Here is a 15,164-nt window from a genome sequence, read left to right as displayed (position 1 = left end):
TCCGCCTTTTAGGTGCCCGCTTCATGATCCGCAAATAAAAACCCCGGCAGTTTCCTGCCGGGGTTCTCCGATCAATCGGGAGATTGATCTTAGAAGGTGCGCTGAGCGCGGAGCAACATCTGGACGTTGCCCTGGTCCTTCAGCTCGTAAACAGCTGCCGGCTTCGCAATCGTGGAGGACGCCGGGGCAGTGATCGTGCCCGAGTACTTCTGGTCGAGCCAGACGTAGCTCACGTCAGCCGTGAAGGCGAGACCCTTGACCGGGGTCCAGACCACGTTGCCGCCGACAACCGCGAGGTTGAAGTCGGGGTTACATCCGGCGAGGCCAGCCGACGGAGCCAGACCTGCGACGAAGTTGGTGCAGATCAGGGTCTTGCCGGTGTCACCGTACTTCAGCTGAGCATAGGCGCCGTAGATGCCCGATGCCCAGTTCGGGGTCCAGTTGTGGGTGTAGCCACCGCGGAAGCCCCAGGTCTTGACCGTATCGATGCCAGTCGGGACGCCGCCGATCGAGCCGTAGATGCCATCGGCGAGACCAGCAAAGGCGATGCTCTGGTACGCAATGTTGCTACCGCCGTACATGAACAAGGTCTGCGGGAACAAGCTCTGGAAGTTGTAGTGCGTGGCACCGTCGGTATAGACGGCCTGCAAGTTGATCGAGTCACCCGCACCGGTCGGGATGTTCTTGATCGACAACGCGCCCTGCACAGCCCAGCCCCACTTGTCGTTGGGATGGTTCGTGGTTTCAGTCGTGCCGTAATAAGCCGAGTGAATGTTGTGCGCGGCGGCCGAGAACTGGAACAGACCCCAGGCCTGATCGACGCGAACCGCACCGACGATGTCGGGCACGCGCGTGCCACCCCAGTCCGACACACCGTACTGACCCTGGATCATGGCCGCAGCAGCGGCGCCCGCCGCCGGGGTGATCACAATGGCACCCGCGCCGCTAAGAGCGGCAGAGGCCGTGAAGCCCGAAGCGTTCCAGAGGTTCGACTGACCGCCAGCGCCCGTCGACTGATCCTGCAAGGCCACCGAAGCGGTGATGCCCTGACCGAAATCAGCCGTATAGGCGATCTGGTTGATACCGGTGACCCAGTTGGTGCCGCCCGGCAGGAAGTCGGGACCGCCAGCCGGATAGCTCTGCCACGGAGCGTCGAAGATCGAGACTGTGCGGCCGAAGGTGAAACCAGCGAACTGGATGAACGCATGGTACATGCCGAGCGAGGCCGACCCGGTCGGAGCCGTGGTGCCGCCGGCGGAGCCGGTGACGGACGGGGTATCCCAGGAGAAGATCACGTCGGCGTAGGTGCGCACCACGCCATACTCGGTCGCCGTGCGGGTATCGATGTTGAAGTCCAAACGAGCGCGGGTCGTGTAGTAGCCGCTCAGACGATTCTTGGCACCCGCCGGAGCGCCCTGGCCAATGCCGTAGTCGGAATTGGTGTTCAAGACCGCGTCAGCGCGGATGTAACCACCCAGCTTGATGCAGGTGTCAGTGCCGGGGATGTAGTAGAATCCAGCACCGTACAGGGAGCAGATCTTCACGTACTCGACCGCCTTGGCCTTCACGGGGAGATCGGCTGCCTGAGCTCCGCCCACGGCGATCAGACCCGCCGCTGAGCCGAGCAAAAGGCTCTTAACCAACTTCATGTTAAACCTCCAAGTTGCTCTTCAGGGAAGGTCACTGACCGGACGGCCAATTCCCCAACCCCCTCTAAATCACCGCTTTCGGCCCCTTCGCGTCTTCGGACACACCCGCATGAACGCGAGGGACTTAAGCGAATGACCTAAACGGGACGACCTCGGGATGCCCCCCTCCGTCGCTCAGTCACAATTACCGAACGTCCTTGCACACACAACAAGAGAACGCTCCGAAACGGGCCGGTACAGCGTGTTTTCCAACGGGTGTTGCACAAATAACACGCAGATGTGATCAAAGCGCTCCCGTAACGCATTGTTTATATTGATGTTTTCGAAGCGGTTCCAAGCGCCCTCAAAGTTCCACACATGAGGCGCCGCGCGAGAGAGCTCGGCTTGAGCCAGCTTTGAGGGGCTCGAATCGTGGAATCAGAAGGAGACTCAATGGGCAGGCATCGACCCGCCTCCCCGCCGCGCAATCTGACGAAGCAGTGCCCGCAAGGCCTCGGGCGCCCGGGTCGAGTTCTCTGTCACTCTCTATATGGAGATATGGAGATATCGAGATGGAGGTTGCGGCGGACGATGGGGCCCGACAGCTCGGCGAGCCAGGATCTGGAGGCGCTCGTCCTTTCTCTGCACCTTTGAATTTCCTCGAAAATTCACCGCCACGCCCTCGTGCGAGCGCAAACCCGGCTCGTTTCGCACATCACTGGGAATATTCGAGCGAAAACACGCGCTTCCAAATTGACCAGCCCGAGCAAATAGATGCATAAGGCTCGCACCGGAGAGGTGGCCGAGTGGCTGAAGGCAACGCTTTGCTAAAGCGTCATACGGTCTCAAGCTGTATCGAGGGTTCGAATCCCTCCCTCTCCGCCACCCGGCAGCAGAATCCCGGAAGCAGAATCAAGATCTCCGCGCGCGTTCAGTGGAAAGCGATGGACGAGGCCGGTACGAAAGTTCCGCGCAAGGATGGGCGCGGCAAGTCCGCGCGATTCGCGCGCTCTTAGAGCGATCTGAATCGGCAGCCATCGTCTGTTCGTAGTCTGGTTGCTCATGCCGTCGGATTTTCGGCGTCGGCATGACGGAGAAAACTTGCTTCAACACAACCGGGACTGTGCGTGCGAATAAAGCGCAGGCGGCGCGGCCGTTGTTCTCGCCGGCAAAGGTGACTAGAGTTTTTGCACCATTTCGCCCGAGCACAGACCCCGCCTACGTCGGGTCCAGAAACCCATCGCATGTCGCAACAAGGCCGCAACAAGGGAGCCTCGGCCCCCTCCTCACTCCATCCGTCAGCTATTCTGGACCAGGCAATTGCGGCGCACCGTTCGGGCAATCTGTCGGAAGCGGAACGGGCCTACACGACCATCCTGAAGGGGAGCAGAACGCATGCCGTCGCGCTCCATATGCTGGGGCTGTTGCACGCCCAGCGCGGCCATTTTGCGGACGCCGAGCCTTTGCTGAAGAAGGCTGCACGCGTCGACCCCGGCAATCCCGACGTTCTTTTCAACTATGCCAACGTGCTGCGCGCGCTGAACAAGCCGGACGATGCGCTCGTCTGGCTCGCGAAAGTGATCGCCCTGGCTCCGAACTTCGCGGACGCGCATCTCAATCGCGGAGCGATCCTCATTGCACGGCAGCAGCTTCGCGACGCGATAGCCGAGTTTGATCGCGCCATTGCGATCGCACCGTCGAGCGCCGCGTTCGCCAACCGAGGCAGCGCGTTGCACCAGCTTGGCCGACTCGAGGAAGCGCGTGACAGCTACGGCCGCGCCATCGACCTTGCACCGGGCGACCCACAGAACCATTTCGCGCTATCTGAGGTTCTTGGCCAGCTCGGGCGAGACGACGAAGCGATCGTGGCGCTGGAACGAACGGTCGCACTTGATAAGACGTTCCCGTTTGCGCTGAGCAATCTCGTTGCTTGCAAGCGGAAGCGCGCCGACTGGAGCAGTTTCGAACGTGAACAGGCCGCCATGGACGAGGCTGTCGAGGCGGGCGTGCCGATCGACCCCTTCGCCTTCTTTCATGTCTCCTCATCGCCTGCACGCCAATTGACCTGCGCGAAGGCCTATGTCGCCAAGGTGGCCCCCGACGGGGGTGCCGCCAGGCCCAGAACACCGAGTCCGGCGTCCCGGCTCCGGGTCGGGTACGTGTCGGCCGATTTTCGCAGTCATGCCACCGCGTATTTGATGGCCGGAGTCTTCGAGGCGCACGACCGCAAACGCTTCGATGTCACCGCCATCTCCTGCGGGCCCGACGACGACAGCCAGATGCGCAGCCGCCTGAGGGCAGCGTTCGAACGTTTTGAAGATGTCAGCGATCTCGCCGACGAGGACGTCGTCAAGCTGATCGGCCAGCTCGAGATCGAGGTTCTCGTCGATCTCGGCGGCTTCACCGCCGGTGCGCGGCCGAAAATCATTGCGCGCCGGCCGGCTCCTATCCAGGTCAGCTATCTCGGCTTTCCCGGCACGATGGGCGCCTCCTATGTCGACTATCTCATGGCCGACCGGATCGTCATCCCCGAAGCAGAGCAGCCTTATTACGCCGAGAAGGTGATCTATCTTCCCAATAGCTACCAGGCGACCGACGCGAAGCGACCGCTGCCGTCAACTCCACCAAGCCGCACCCAGGTCGGACTTCCGGACGATGCGTTGGTCTACTGCGCGTTCAACAGAAGCCCCAAGATCACGCCCCCGCTGTTCGGCGTCTGGATGCGGCTGCTCGACAAGACCCCCGGAAGCGTCCTTTGGCTGCTGGATGGTGACCCGGTCGCTACGGAGAATCTGAAGCGCGAAGCCGTTGCGCGGGGGATTGCCGCCGAGAGAATCGTGTTCGCTCCGCGCGTCCCTGCTGACGAGCATTTGGCGCGCCACCAGGTCGCCGATCTGTTCCTGGACACATTGCCTTACAACGCCCATACCGGGGCCAGCGACGCCCTCTGGGCCGGCTTGCCGGTCCTGACGTGCCTTGGGACCGCCTTTGCCGGACGCGTTGCAGCCAGCCTCCTGAACGCCGTAGGCCTTCCCGAGCTGGTGACGCGATCGCTGGAGGAATATGAGGCTTTGGCACTTCGGATCGCGCACGATTCGGAACTTCGCGTGGCCCTCAGGAGCAAACTGGCGACGCGCCGGACCACTTGGCCGCTTTTCGATACTGTCCGCATGACGCGGGATATCGAAAAGGCATTCGACGAAATCTGGCGCAGGCATTGCGCCGGCGAAGCGCCGGCCTCGTTTGCCGTGCAAACCCTACCATGAGGCCGCCCCGGCGCGATGGTGCCGCCCGGTCAAGGTCCGGCTCCCAAGCGACGTGACCGCTCAGTGCGCGCAGACCCAGGCTCTCGCCTCACGCTGCGCGACGGAGATCTCGGCCTCCGACATCTGCCCGGCGATTTCCTGGCGCAGCGCCACGGCGTCCTTGCGGCCCTTCAGCGCGGCGAGATTGAACCATTTGTGCGCGGCGACGAGATCGACGATGCCGGAGCGGCCGCTCGCCCAATAGATCCCGCGCTCGAACAGCACGTCCGACAGCGCGCACGCATCGACCGGCGTTGCCGTCTCCAGATCGAAAGTACCCTGAAACATCACGCATCCCCTTGTTCTTATGCCGCCTCGTCCCCCGAGCGCGGCTCCCGTCCAACTCTGATGTGCATCACCCTTCCCAGGGATCGTGCACTGTTCAACTCTTCCCCATCGCCGTTTGCCGGCTTGTTGGAGGGGATGATGGCGGGCAAATTTGAATGGCAGTTTAAGCATCGCGATGAAGCAGACGTAAACGCGAGCGCGCGCCTGCTGTGCCGAGAATTGAAGAAGTCCCTGATTCGCAGGCGCTTCTGTCATTCGTCAGATTCGGTTTACCCTGGGATTTTGGGAGAACGATAACCATCGCGCGCGGTGCGCGTGTCCGTGTGGTTAGAATCTGAAGGAGCGGATTCACCCGACGCTGTCATTCCCTGCGCAGGCGGGGAATCCAGTACGCCGCAGCTTATCGACTCAAGCGCTGCCGTCTCGGAGTACTGGAGGGCATGCCCAAGGCAGTTCGAGCGAGGGCGCGATGACGTCGCCCGTTTCAGATCAGCAATGTCGAAGGGGGAAAAGGAATGCCGGCAATGCCCCGGCTTCAAGGGAACGAGGGCGTCGGCGAACACGTCAGGACCAGATTCCACTTTGGCCCGAAGGCCTGTCGTGAAATTGCGGAGCCCGTTTGAGGAGAACCGCACCGAACGAAGAAAACTCGTTTCTTCTGCCGGACCGCCAAAGAGAACGGTCCGACCGTTGACCTGATGTCTCGCCGACACCCTCTATCGTCGACCAGAACCTCTAGGAGGCGCTGATGACGTGCCGGCTATCTGGAGCCGGCAACTTCAGAAGCGAAGTTACTTCTTCTTCTTCGCGACCTTGCGGGTCTTCTTCGCAGTCTTCTTCACTGCGCTCTTCGCCTTCTTCGCCTTCTTCGCTTTCTTGGCCATGTTGCCCTCCGATGTGTGAGATGGCTTTAATCGCTGCGTGCACTCGGGGATCGAATGCACTCATCCCGAATACACCAACACGAAGAAAAAAACAGCTTCTCGCTTAAAGAAGTGTTGACGCAGCAAGGCGCCTGCGCTTGGCGGGCGCGACGCAGGCGCTTCGTAAGACGTGCACTTGCGATCATGCAGAGCGCTCGCATCGCCGATGTTCGCGAACGATGCGACTGCACGAAAACACTATGCAGCAAGTATTTTTTCGCACGCACGCATCGTGCGCGATCGACGCGGCGATGCGCATCGACCAACGCGCGGTCGCCTCGCGAAAGCGCTTCGCGGACTCTGAGTCGCGATTTTTGGCAACGAAAATATTTTCGTGCTTAACGACGCGGGCGCTCGCCGGAGCGCGTTCAAGCCGCCGTTTCGGGCGAATCGCGCGGCGGCGATTCGCCCGCCGCATCGCCGTCGACCAGGATGAAGTTGCCATCGAGGATGCGCGCGAGCGTCGCAGCGAGAACCGAATGCGAGGTGACGAAACGTGTCCGCCACCTCGTTCGAATGCGTGAGGCTTAGACGCCGAGCTTGGACTTGAGCAGGTCGTTGACGCTCTGCGGGTTGGCCTTGCCGCCGGACGCCTTCATCACCTGGCCGACGAACCAGCCGAGCGATTGCGGCTTGTCCTTCACCTGCGCCGCCTTGTCGGGATTGGCCGCGATGATGTCGTCGACCACCTTTTCGATCGCCGAGAGATCCGTGACCTGCTTCATGCCGCGGCTTTCGACCAGCGCGCGGGGATCGCCGCCTTCCTGCCAGACGATCTCGAACAGATCCTTGGCGATCTTGCCCGAGATCGTGCCCTCGCCGATCAGATCGACGATCGCAGCCAGTTGCCCGGCATTGACGGGCGAGGCCGTAATATCCCGGCCTTCCTTGTTGAGACGGCCGAACAGCTCGTTGATCACCCAGTTCGCCGCCATCTTGCCGTCGCGGGCGCGGCTCGCCAGCTTGTCGAGCACCGTCTCGTAGAACAGCGCGCTCTCGCGCTCGGCGACCAGCACGCTCGCATCATAGGCCGAGAGGCCGAAATCGGCGACGAAGCGCGCCTTCTTCTGGTCCGGCAGCTCCGGCAGCTTCGCCTTCAGCGCGTCGACGAAGTCCTGGCCGAACTCCAGCGGCAACAGGTCGGGGTCGGGGAAGTAGCGATAGTCGTGCGCCTCCTCCTTCGATCGCATCGAGCGCGTCTCGCCCTTGTTGGGATCGAACCGGCGCGTCTCCTGCTCGATCTGCCCGCCATCCTCCAGGATTTCGATCTGGCGCCGCGCTTCATACTCGATCGCCTGGCCGATGAAGGCGATCGAATTCATGTTCTTGATCTCGCAGCGGGTGCCGAGCGGCGCGCCGGGCCTGCGCACGGACACGTTGACGTCGGCGCGCAAGGATCCCTTCTCCATGTCACCGTCGCAGGTGCCGAGGTAGCGCATGATCGAGCGCAGCTTGGTCACATAGGCCTTGGCCTGCTCGGCGTCGCGGATATCAGGCTTCGAGACGATCTCCATCAGCGCCACGCCAGAGCGATTGAAATCGATGTAGGACAGCGACGGCGACCGGTCGTGCAGCATCTTGCCGGGATCCTGCTCCAGATGCAGCCGCTCGATACCGATGGTGGCCGTCTTGCCGCCGTCGAGATCGATGATCACCTCGCCCTCGCCCACGATGGGCGATTTGTACTGGCTGATCTGGTAGCCCTGCGGCAGGTCCGGATAGAAATAGTTCTTGCGGTCGAACACCGAGCGCAGGTTGATCTGCGCGTTGAGGCCGAGCCCGGTCCGGACAGCCTGCCTGACGCATTCCTCGTTGATGACCGGCAGCATGCCAGGCATCGCGACGTCGACCAGCGATACTTGGCTGTTAGGCTCGCCGCCGAAGGCGGTGGACGCGCCCGAGAACAGTTTGGCGTTCGAGGTCACCTGGGCATGGATCTCCATGCCGATGACCATCTCCCACTCACCAGTGGCGCCCTTGAGAAGCTTGTGCGTGGCCGTGCTCATGTCCTGCTCCCGAGCAGCGTGGCAGCGATCCGCTCCCACTCCGCGTCCAATGAATCCTTTGCCGCTGGCTGGCCGGCCTGGCGATACCAATAACCGGCATTGCCGAGATCACCTTCGACACGGTGCAAATAGGCATGCACCCAGGCGGCCTCGCGGCTGCTCTCGTCCTGAACGATCGTGTGCGCGCGGTCCCAGTCGCCCTTCGCCGCCCACCAGAGGCCGGCGAGCGGCGCGTTCAGGTCCGGCGCGGGCGCCGCGCCGCCGAGGCTCGCGATGAAATCGGCGACATTCACCACCACCTCGCGGGCGTGAAGCGGCCGGCGGCCTGCTCGATCACCTCGCCGAGCGAGAATAGCGTCTCCTCGTCGAACGGGCGGCCGATCAATTGCAGCCCGAGCGGCAGGCCCTGCGCGTCCTTGCCGGCGGGAACCGCGATGCCCGGCAGGCCCGCCATGTTCACGGTCACCGTGAAGATGTCATTGAGATACATCTCGACCGGATCGGCACCGCCCTTCTCGCCGATACCGAAGGCCGCCGACGGCGTCGCCGGGGTGAGGATGGCGTCGACGCCCTTGGCGAAGCAATCCTCAAAATCCTTCTTGATCAGCGTGCGCACCTTCTGGGCGCGGAGATAGTAGGCGTCGTAATAGCCGGCCGACAGCACATAGGTGCCGATCATGACGCGGCGGCGTACCTCGGCGCCAAAGCCTGCCGCGCGGGTGTTCTCGTAGAGCTCGATGATGTTCTTAGCCGGCTCGCGCAGGCCGTAGCGCACGCCGTCATAGCGCGCGAGATTCGACGAGGCCTCCGCCGGCGCCACGATGTAATAGGCCGGCAGCGCGTATTTGGTGTGTGGCAGCGACACCTCGACCAGCTCGGCACCGGCCGCTTTCAGCCACGCCGCGCCCGCTTCCCAGAGCTTCTCGATCTCGGCCGGCATGCCGTCGAGACGATACTCTCGGGGAATGCCGATCTTCATGCCCTTCACGGACTTGCCGATCGCCACCTCGTAATCCGGCACGGGGATATCGACCGACGTCGTGTCCTTGGGATCGTGGCCGGCCATCGAGCGCAGCAGCATCGCGGCATCGCGCACGCTGCGCGCGATCGGTCCTGCCTGATCGAGCGAGGAGGCAAAGGCGACGATGCCCCAGCGCGAGCAGCGGCCATAGGTGGGCTTGATGCCGACGGTCGCGGTGAACGCGGCCGGCTGGCGGATCGAGCCGCCGGTGTCGGTCGCGGTCGCGCCCATGCAGAGCAGCGCCGCCACAGCAGAGGCAGAGCCGCCGGACGAGCCGCCCGGCACCAGCGTCGTGTTGCTGCCCTCGCGCCGCCAGGGATTGCCGACCGGACCGAAGCACGAGGTCTCGTTGGCCGAGCCCATCGCGAACTCGTCATTGTTGAGCTTGCCCAGCATCACCGCGCCGTCGCGCCAGAGCTGCGAGGTGACGGTGGACTCATAGGTCGGCACGAAATTGCCGAGGATCTTCGAGCACGCCGTGGTGCGCACGCCCTTGGTCGCGAACAGATCCTTGATCCCGAGCGGGATGCCCGCGAGCGGGCCCGCATCACCCTTGGCGATCTTGCTGTCCGCCTCGCGCGCCATGTCGCGCGCCTGGTCCGGCGTTTCCATCACGAAGGCGTTGAGCACGCGCGCGGCTTCGATCGCGGAAAGATGCGCCTCGGTCAGCTCGAGCGACGTGAAAGTTTTTGCCGCGAGGCCCTTGCGGGCCTCGGCGAGCGTCAGCGATGTCAAATCGGTCATTTATTGATCGGGCTGCAGAAGAACGGAGACAGGGTCTTGTCGTTGGCCGGGTCGTCTTGCATGACGTTTTTCTTGGCGGCGGCTTTCGCAGCCGCCTCGATCTCGTCGAGCACGGCATTGACGGCGACGTTGGGATCAGCAGCCTTGCCCTGCCGCTCCATCTTGTCGAGGTAATTCATGTAGGCCTGATAGGCCTTCTCATCGTCGCAAAGCAGGCACATCGGACCCAACCTGTTTATTCAACGACCTTCGGCACCAGGAAGAAGTGACCTTCGGTCGCGGGCGCGTTGGCAACGATATCGTCGGCGATCTCGCCGTCGTCGACCACGTCCTGCCGCTTCTTCATCTGCATCGGGGTGACCGAGGTCATCGGCTCCACGCCCTCGACATTGACTTCCGAGAGCTGCTCGACGAAAGCGAGCATGGCGTTGAGCTCGCCCTGAAGATGCGGAACCTCGTCCTCGGAGACCGCAATGCGCGCCAGATGCGCGATGCGGCGGACGGTAGCGGCGTCGACGGACATTATATAAGGCCTCTTACGGCAAATCCCATGTGCCGTATAGCAGAGGCCGCTTTTGCGCCGCAACCGGCGCTTCCCCCTATCCGACGAGGGCCTTCATGCGCTCCAGCGCCGATTTGGCGAGATCCCGGGTCAATTCGGCGGCGGGGACCTCGCGGCCCAGCGCGACGGCCTGCCCTGCCCAGAGATTGGTGAAATCCACCCTGCCCTGCTTTTCGGCAGCCGCCTTCAGCGGCCCCAGCGCCGTCGCGGCGTGGGGGAACGGCGGCGCATCCGGCGAGATCGGGCCGGCCTCGCGCATCAGCCGGTTCTGCACCCCGCGCGCAGGCCGGCCGGTCATGACATTGGTGATGACGGTGGAATCGTCCCGCGCCTCAGCGAGCGCCTTGCGGCCGCCCGCGCTGACCTTGGATTCCGGACAGCGCAGATAGGCGCTGCCGATCTGCACGCCGGAGGCACCGAGCGCGAAGGCTGCGGCAATGCCGCGTCCATCGGCGATGCCGCCCGCCGCGATCACCGGCACCTTCACGGCATCGACGACCTGCGGCACCAGCGCAAACGTGCCGGGCTGCTCGGCGACCTTGTCGGTCAGGAACATGCCGCGATGGCCGCCCGCTTCGGCACCTTGCGCGATCACGGCATCGACGCCGCGTTCCTCCAGCCAGACCGCCTCTTTCACCGTCGTCGCGGATGAGATGACGAGGCAGCCCGCCGCCTTGACGCGCCTCAGCAGCGCTTGCTCCGGCAGGCCGAAATGGAAGCTGACGACCTCCGGCTTCAGCTCCTCGACCACCTCGCAGAACGCCGCATCGAACGGCGCGCGGTTCGCAGCCGCGATCGACGCTGAGGGATCGAGACCATGCTCGGAATAGTAGCCCGCGAGCCGCTGCTTCCACCGCGCGTCCGCCTCGCGCGTCAGCTCGGCTGGCGTGTGGCAGAAGAAGTTCATGTTGACCGGCGCCTTGACGGTCTGGCGGATCAGGCCGACCTGCTCACGCGCCTTCTCCGGCGAGATCATCGCACTGGGCAGCGAGCCGAGCCCGCCGCCCTGCGCCACGGCGATCACCAACTCCGCATCCATCACGCCCGCCATCGGCGCCAGCACGATCGGGAATTCGGTCTTGAACAGATCGATCAGTCGACGGTCAGGCCACATGGTTCTTGCCTCGCATTAGTTCTTCCACTCTCCCTTTGAGGGAGAGGGTGGATCGCCGCGCCAGCGGCGTGACGGGTGAGGGGTTTGCATCCGCAGCGACAGACCTCTCGAAGTGACTTTACGCTCCGCGGAGAGAACCCTCATCCGGCGCGGATTGCGTCTGCGCCACCTTCTCCCACGAGGGGAGATGGGAAAGAAGCACCGGAATTCCGCCGCCCTTGCAGCAACTGCTCCGCCTCCGCCGCAATCCGTTCGACGATCTCCGCCGCCGGTGGGATATCATGAATCAGCCCGACAGCCTCGCCGGCGATCACCGCGGCGACCTCGAAATTGCCCGCCGCCCTTGCTGCCGCATACTCGGCCGCGACTGCGGCAACATTCTGCATCAGCTCGACCTCGCGGCCGATCCAGCGCCTGGCATGATCGTTGACCAGGCACCGCCCGGTGAACGGCGCCGGCCAGACGTTGTTGCGGGAGAGATCGAAGATGATGCCGCGCACAGTCGAACCGGAGCTCGCCGCGCTGATGCGGCGCTTGGCCTCCTCCGCGCCGTCGGCCTCCTGGCTGGCATAGAAGCGCGTGCCGAGCAGCACGCCGCTCGCGCCCAGCATCATCATGGCAGCGAGCCCGCGCCCATCCGCGATGCCGCCGGCCGCCACCACGGGAACGCGCCCCGCGGCGAGATCGACGATGGCGGGCACGAACTCGACGGTGCTGCGCGAAGCACCATGACCGCCCGCCTCCGTGCCTTGCGCGATCAGGATGTCAGCACCGGCATCGAGCGCCTGCCGCGCCATCGCCTCGTCCTGAACCTGGCAGATCAGGCGCGCGCCTGTGGATTTGATCTTGGGCGCGAACGGCGCGGGATCGCCGAACGACAACATGATCGCGTCTGGTTTCGCAGCGAGCGCGACATCGAGAAGCTCGGGCCGCTTGGCGAGGCTCCAGGTGATGAAGCCGATGCCGAACGGTGCACTGAGGCCGGCGAGCTTCGCGGTCTCCTGCTCCAGCCAGACCCGCTCGCCATAGCCGCCGCCGAGAATGCCGAACCCGCCGGCGCGGCTCACCGCCGCGGCCAGCCGGCTGCCGGCAATGACATCCATCGGCGCCAGCAGGATCGGATGCTCGATCCCCAGCAGCGTGGTCAGCGACGTCGTCATCGGCATGGCTCCTCCCCGATCTGGACAGCGAGCTTAGGCGCGACTAGCATTCTCGAATATTGAATTGTTGCGAACGTTGCCATCTCGAAAGCGAAACGAAGCTATGGACCTCAGCGATTTCAAGACCTTCGCCGCCGTCGCCCGCGCCGGCGGGATCACGCGCGCCGCCGAGGAGCTCAACACGGTGCAGTCGAACGTCACCCAGCGCGTGAAGGCGCTGGAGGCAGAGATCGGCACGCCCCTGTTCGAGCGGCACTCGCGCGGCATGACGCTGACCGGTGCCGGCAAGCGCCTCCTCCCCTATGCGCAAAAGATGGCGGCGCTGTCGCGCGAAGCCTTGCTCGCCGCGCGCGACGATGGCGAGCCGAAAGGACCGCTCGCGATCGGATCGATGGAAACCACGGCAGCGGTGCGATTGCCGCCGCTGCTGGCCGATTTCCACCGCCGCTTCCCTTCCGTGCGCCTGTCCTTGCGCACCGCGCCGACCGCCGACCTCGTCGCGAGCGTGCTCGACGGCACGCTCGACGGCGCCTTCGTCGCAGGGCCCATCGCGCATGACGACCTCACCGCGACGAGCGCATTCAGCGAAGAGCTGGTGCTGGTCAGCGCGCGCCGCTGGGCTTCGCTCGCCGAGCTGCGCGCCGGCACGCCGGAATCGGGTCCCACCGCGCTGGCGTTCCGCACCGGCTGCACCTATCGCCAGCGGCTCGAACAGATCTTCGTCGAATTCGGTTGGCCGTCGGCGGCGCGCTTCGAGCTCGGCACGCTTGACGGCATGATCGGCTGCGTCGCCGCCGACATGGGCGTGACGCTGCTGCCGCGCGCCGTCGTGGAACGCAGCGCGATGAACGGCGCCGTCGCCGTCCACACGCTGAGCCCGTCACATGCGCGTGTCGAGACACTCTTCATCCAGCGACGCGCCGGACATCAATACAGCGCGCTGAGCGGTTTTGCCGATTGCCTGAAGAAGGACGAGGACGTCATCGCAGCTTGATGCGGCGCGAACGTTCCACGCCGCGAAATTCGTCACAAATCCATCGCGCTTGAATAACTCGCGCTGCGCTCTGCCATCGCAGCGCAGCACCTCGAAAAGCTTTGAAGCCCGCGCTCCTTCTACGTTAGGATGAGTGACTGGCCAGCGCAAAACCATAAACCAAGCCAAAACATCGGCAGAAAACATCGGGAGGACTATTGATGCGCAATACGCTCGTGTTGTGCTGCGTCGCCGCGTTGTCGGCGATATCAGGAACTGCAGGCGCACAGGACTGGACCAAATCGAAATGGGGGCCGAACGATGAGATCGGCGCCGCCAACTACATGACGCCCGAGCTCGTGGTGAAGGCGGCATCCCTGGTAAAGACCGGCAAGACCTACGCCCTTGGCATGGCCGTCACGCCGCAGACGCCGGCCTATCCGCCGCGCACCTACAAGATCACCATCGTGCAGCCGGGACAGGCCGGCAGCGCGGGCCTCGGTCCCAACAAGGCCACCTACAACGACGACATCCTCGATACCTGGGTCGGCGTCGGCAGCCAGCTGGACGGGCTCGGCCATCTCGGCATCGAGCACGTCTATTACAACGGCAACAAGCTTGCCGACTTCGCCGATCCGAACGGGTTGAAGAAGCTCGGCATCGAAAAGGTGCCGCCGATGGTCACCCGCGGCGTGCTGCTCGACATGGCCGCCTATTTCAAGACCGACGTGGTGAAGGAGGGCACGGCCTTCAACGTCAAGGAGATCGAGGAGGCCGCCAAGCAGCAGAACGTCGAGATCCGCCAGGGCGACGTCGTCATCTTCCACACCGGCTGGCTCAGCCTGGTCGGCAAGGACGACAAGCGCTATTCCGCGGGCGAACCCGGCCTCGGCGTCGAGGGCGCGAAGTACCTCACCGGCAAGGGCGTCGTCGCCGTCGGCGCCGATACCTGGGGTCTCGAGGTGCTGCCGTTCGAAGGCAAGACCGTGTTCGAGGTGCACCAGATCCTGCTCGCCATGAACGGGACCTACATCCTCGAGAACATGGACACCGCCGCGCTCGCTCGCGACAAGGGCTATGAATTCCTGTTCGTGCTGGGACAGCCGCGCTGGACCGGCGGGGTGCAGGCGATGATCAACCCGATCGCGATCCGCTGAAAAGAGCCCGGGCGAGGAGCTGCGTGCCTTGCGGCCAGGCCCTCGCCCACCTCCGCCGTCAGCGCGCCTTCAGCTGCCACCGCCGCAGCGCCACGACGGCCCAGATCGCCTCGATCAGACCGAACGGCCAGGCGCCCTGGAGAAAGCCGTAGGCCGAGCCAAGTGCGCAGGACGCGGCGAACAGCAGCACGAACCAGTGACTGCGATCCTCCAGGGCATAGCAGACCAGCATCGCCGTCACGGCAAACAGGCCGAATAGTGTCAGTGCATCCATGTTCCGGGT

Annotated in this window: 14 protein-coding genes and 1 tRNA gene; 5 read left to right on the top strand and 10 right to left on the bottom strand. The window is 64.0% G+C overall.

Annotation, left to right across the window (positions count from 1 at the left end; translation table 11 throughout):
- Window positions 1–89 precede the first annotated feature (89 nt).
- Window positions 90–1,649 (bottom strand): porin, encoded by a 1,560-nt coding sequence (locus AC24YW_RS19655; RefSeq protein ID WP_487484278.1) that lies wholly within the window; start codon window positions 1,647–1,649, stop codon window positions 90–92.
- A gap of 771 nt (window positions 1,650–2,420) precedes the next feature.
- On the opposite strand from AC24YW_RS19655, the gene AC24YW_RS19650 reads away from it, so the two are divergent.
- Together AC24YW_RS19650 and AC24YW_RS19645 are read left to right on the top strand one after the other, a co-directional pair.
- Window positions 2,421–2,513 (top strand) — tRNA-Ser (locus AC24YW_RS19650).
- A gap of 359 nt (window positions 2,514–2,872) precedes the next feature.
- A complete protein-coding gene (locus AC24YW_RS19645) occupies window positions 2,873–4,894 on the top strand; it encodes an O-linked N-acetylglucosamine transferase, SPINDLY family protein (protein WP_487484277.1) in 2,022 nt (673 codons plus the stop codon).
- Window positions 4,895–4,954: 60 nt separating this feature from the next.
- Here AC24YW_RS19645 and AC24YW_RS19640 read toward each other — a convergent pair whose 3' ends face one another.
- Entirely contained in the window at window positions 4,955–5,221 is a 267-nt protein-coding gene (locus AC24YW_RS19640) for a hypothetical protein (RefSeq protein WP_487484276.1), read from the bottom strand.
- A 1,123-nt stretch (window positions 5,222–6,344) separates the two neighbouring features.
- On the opposite strand from AC24YW_RS19640, the gene AC24YW_RS19635 reads away from it, so the two are divergent.
- The gene (locus tag AC24YW_RS19635; protein WP_487484275.1) at window positions 6,345–6,668 is read left to right on the top strand and encodes a hypothetical protein; all 324 of its coding nucleotides are present in this window, start codon (window positions 6,345–6,347) and stop codon (window positions 6,666–6,668) included.
- Window positions 6,669–6,671: 3 nt separating this feature from the next.
- Here AC24YW_RS19635 and gatB read toward each other — a convergent pair whose 3' ends face one another.
- The 7 genes from gatB to AC24YW_RS19600 all read right to left on the bottom strand — a co-directional run bounded on the left by gatB (window position 6,672) and on the right by AC24YW_RS19600 (window position 12,757).
- Window positions 6,672–8,150 (bottom strand): Asp-tRNA(Asn)/Glu-tRNA(Gln) amidotransferase subunit GatB, encoded by a 1,479-nt coding sequence (gene gatB / locus AC24YW_RS19630; protein WP_487484274.1) that lies wholly within the window; start codon window positions 8,148–8,150, stop codon window positions 6,672–6,674.
- Window positions 8,147–8,449 (bottom strand): hypothetical protein, encoded by a 303-nt coding sequence (locus tag AC24YW_RS19625; protein WP_487484273.1) that lies wholly within the window; start codon window positions 8,447–8,449, stop codon window positions 8,147–8,149. Before AC24YW_RS19625 ends, gatB begins: the two co-directional genes overlap by 4 nt.
- Window positions 8,440–9,915, bottom strand: a complete 1,476-nt coding sequence (gene gatA / locus AC24YW_RS19620) for an Asp-tRNA(Asn)/Glu-tRNA(Gln) amidotransferase subunit GatA (protein WP_487484272.1) — start codon at window positions 9,913–9,915, stop codon at window positions 8,440–8,442. The genes AC24YW_RS19625 and gatA overlap by 10 nt, the downstream gene beginning before the upstream one ends.
- Window positions 9,912–10,136, bottom strand: a complete 225-nt coding sequence (locus AC24YW_RS19615) for a hypothetical protein (protein WP_025036737.1) — start codon at window positions 10,134–10,136, stop codon at window positions 9,912–9,914. The genes gatA and AC24YW_RS19615 overlap by 4 nt, the downstream gene beginning before the upstream one ends.
- A 14-nt stretch (window positions 10,137–10,150) precedes the next feature.
- Complete coding sequence (gatC, locus tag AC24YW_RS19610) at window positions 10,151–10,438, bottom strand: Asp-tRNA(Asn)/Glu-tRNA(Gln) amidotransferase subunit GatC (protein ID WP_128265297.1); 288 nt, start codon at window positions 10,436–10,438, stop codon at window positions 10,151–10,153.
- Window positions 10,439–10,514: 76 nt separating this feature from the next.
- Complete coding sequence (locus AC24YW_RS19605) at window positions 10,515–11,591, bottom strand: NAD(P)H-dependent flavin oxidoreductase (protein WP_487484271.1); 1,077 nt, start codon at window positions 11,589–11,591, stop codon at window positions 10,515–10,517.
- Window positions 11,592–11,731: 140 nt separating this feature from the next.
- Window positions 11,732–12,757 carry an NAD(P)H-dependent flavin oxidoreductase gene (locus AC24YW_RS19600; protein WP_487484270.1) on the bottom strand — a complete coding sequence of 342 codons (1,026 nt, stop codon included), beginning with the start codon at window positions 12,755–12,757 and terminating at the stop codon, window positions 11,732–11,734.
- Between the two features lie 97 nt (window positions 12,758–12,854).
- Between AC24YW_RS19600 and AC24YW_RS19595 the strand changes: the two genes are divergently transcribed.
- Together AC24YW_RS19595 and AC24YW_RS19590 are read left to right on the top strand one after the other, a co-directional pair.
- Window positions 12,855–13,745, top strand: a complete 891-nt coding sequence (locus tag AC24YW_RS19595) for a LysR substrate-binding domain-containing protein (protein WP_487484269.1) — start codon at window positions 12,855–12,857, stop codon at window positions 13,743–13,745.
- A gap of 200 nt (window positions 13,746–13,945) precedes the next feature.
- Window positions 13,946–14,881: a cyclase family protein gene (locus tag AC24YW_RS19590; RefSeq protein ID WP_487484268.1), complete on the top strand. Its 936-nt coding sequence runs from the start codon at window positions 13,946–13,948 to the stop codon at window positions 14,879–14,881.
- Between the two features lie 58 nt (window positions 14,882–14,939).
- On the opposite strand, the gene AC24YW_RS19585 is transcribed toward AC24YW_RS19590, so the two are convergent.
- Window positions 14,940–15,155: a hypothetical protein gene (locus tag AC24YW_RS19585; RefSeq protein ID WP_487484267.1), complete on the bottom strand. Its 216-nt coding sequence runs from the start codon at window positions 15,153–15,155 to the stop codon at window positions 14,940–14,942.
- Window positions 15,156–15,164: the final 9 nt, after the last annotated feature.

Source organism: Bradyrhizobium sp. USDA3516 (assembly GCF_057651995.1).
Note: the sequence above shows the minus strand (reverse complement) of the source record. Positions and strands in the feature narration are given on the sequence as shown.

Coding starts and splice junctions, on each gene's coding strand:
- AC24YW_RS19655 (WP_487484278.1), bottom strand. CDS start 1,649: ATGAAGTTGGTTAAGAGCCTTTTGCTCGGCTCAGCGGCGGGTCTGATC.
- AC24YW_RS19645 (WP_487484277.1), top strand. CDS start 2,873: ATGTCGCAACAAGGCCGCAACAAGGGAGCCTCGGCCCCCTCCTCACTC.
- AC24YW_RS19640 (WP_487484276.1), bottom strand. CDS start 5,221: ATGTTTCAGGGTACTTTCGATCTGGAGACGGCAACGCCGGTCGATGCG.
- AC24YW_RS19635 (WP_487484275.1), top strand. CDS start 6,345: ATGCAGCAAGTATTTTTTCGCACGCACGCATCGTGCGCGATCGACGCG.
- gatB (WP_487484274.1), bottom strand. CDS start 8,150: ATGAGCACGGCCACGCACAAGCTTCTCAAGGGCGCCACTGGTGAGTGG.
- gatA (WP_487484272.1), bottom strand. CDS start 9,915: ATGACCGATTTGACATCGCTGACGCTCGCCGAGGCCCGCAAGGGCCTC.
- AC24YW_RS19615 (WP_025036737.1), bottom strand. CDS start 10,136: ATGTGCCTGCTTTGCGACGATGAGAAGGCCTATCAGGCCTACATGAAT.
- gatC (WP_128265297.1), bottom strand. CDS start 10,438: ATGTCCGTCGACGCCGCTACCGTCCGCCGCATCGCGCATCTGGCGCGC.
- AC24YW_RS19605 (WP_487484271.1), bottom strand. CDS start 11,591: ATGTGGCCTGACCGTCGACTGATCGATCTGTTCAAGACCGAATTCCCG.
- AC24YW_RS19600 (WP_487484270.1), bottom strand. CDS start 12,757: ATGCCGATGACGACGTCGCTGACCACGCTGCTGGGGATCGAGCATCCG.
- AC24YW_RS19595 (WP_487484269.1), top strand. CDS start 12,855: ATGGACCTCAGCGATTTCAAGACCTTCGCCGCCGTCGCCCGCGCCGGC.
- AC24YW_RS19590 (WP_487484268.1), top strand. CDS start 13,946: ATGCGCAATACGCTCGTGTTGTGCTGCGTCGCCGCGTTGTCGGCGATA.
- AC24YW_RS19585 (WP_487484267.1), bottom strand. CDS start 15,155: ATGGATGCACTGACACTATTCGGCCTGTTTGCCGTGACGGCGATGCTG.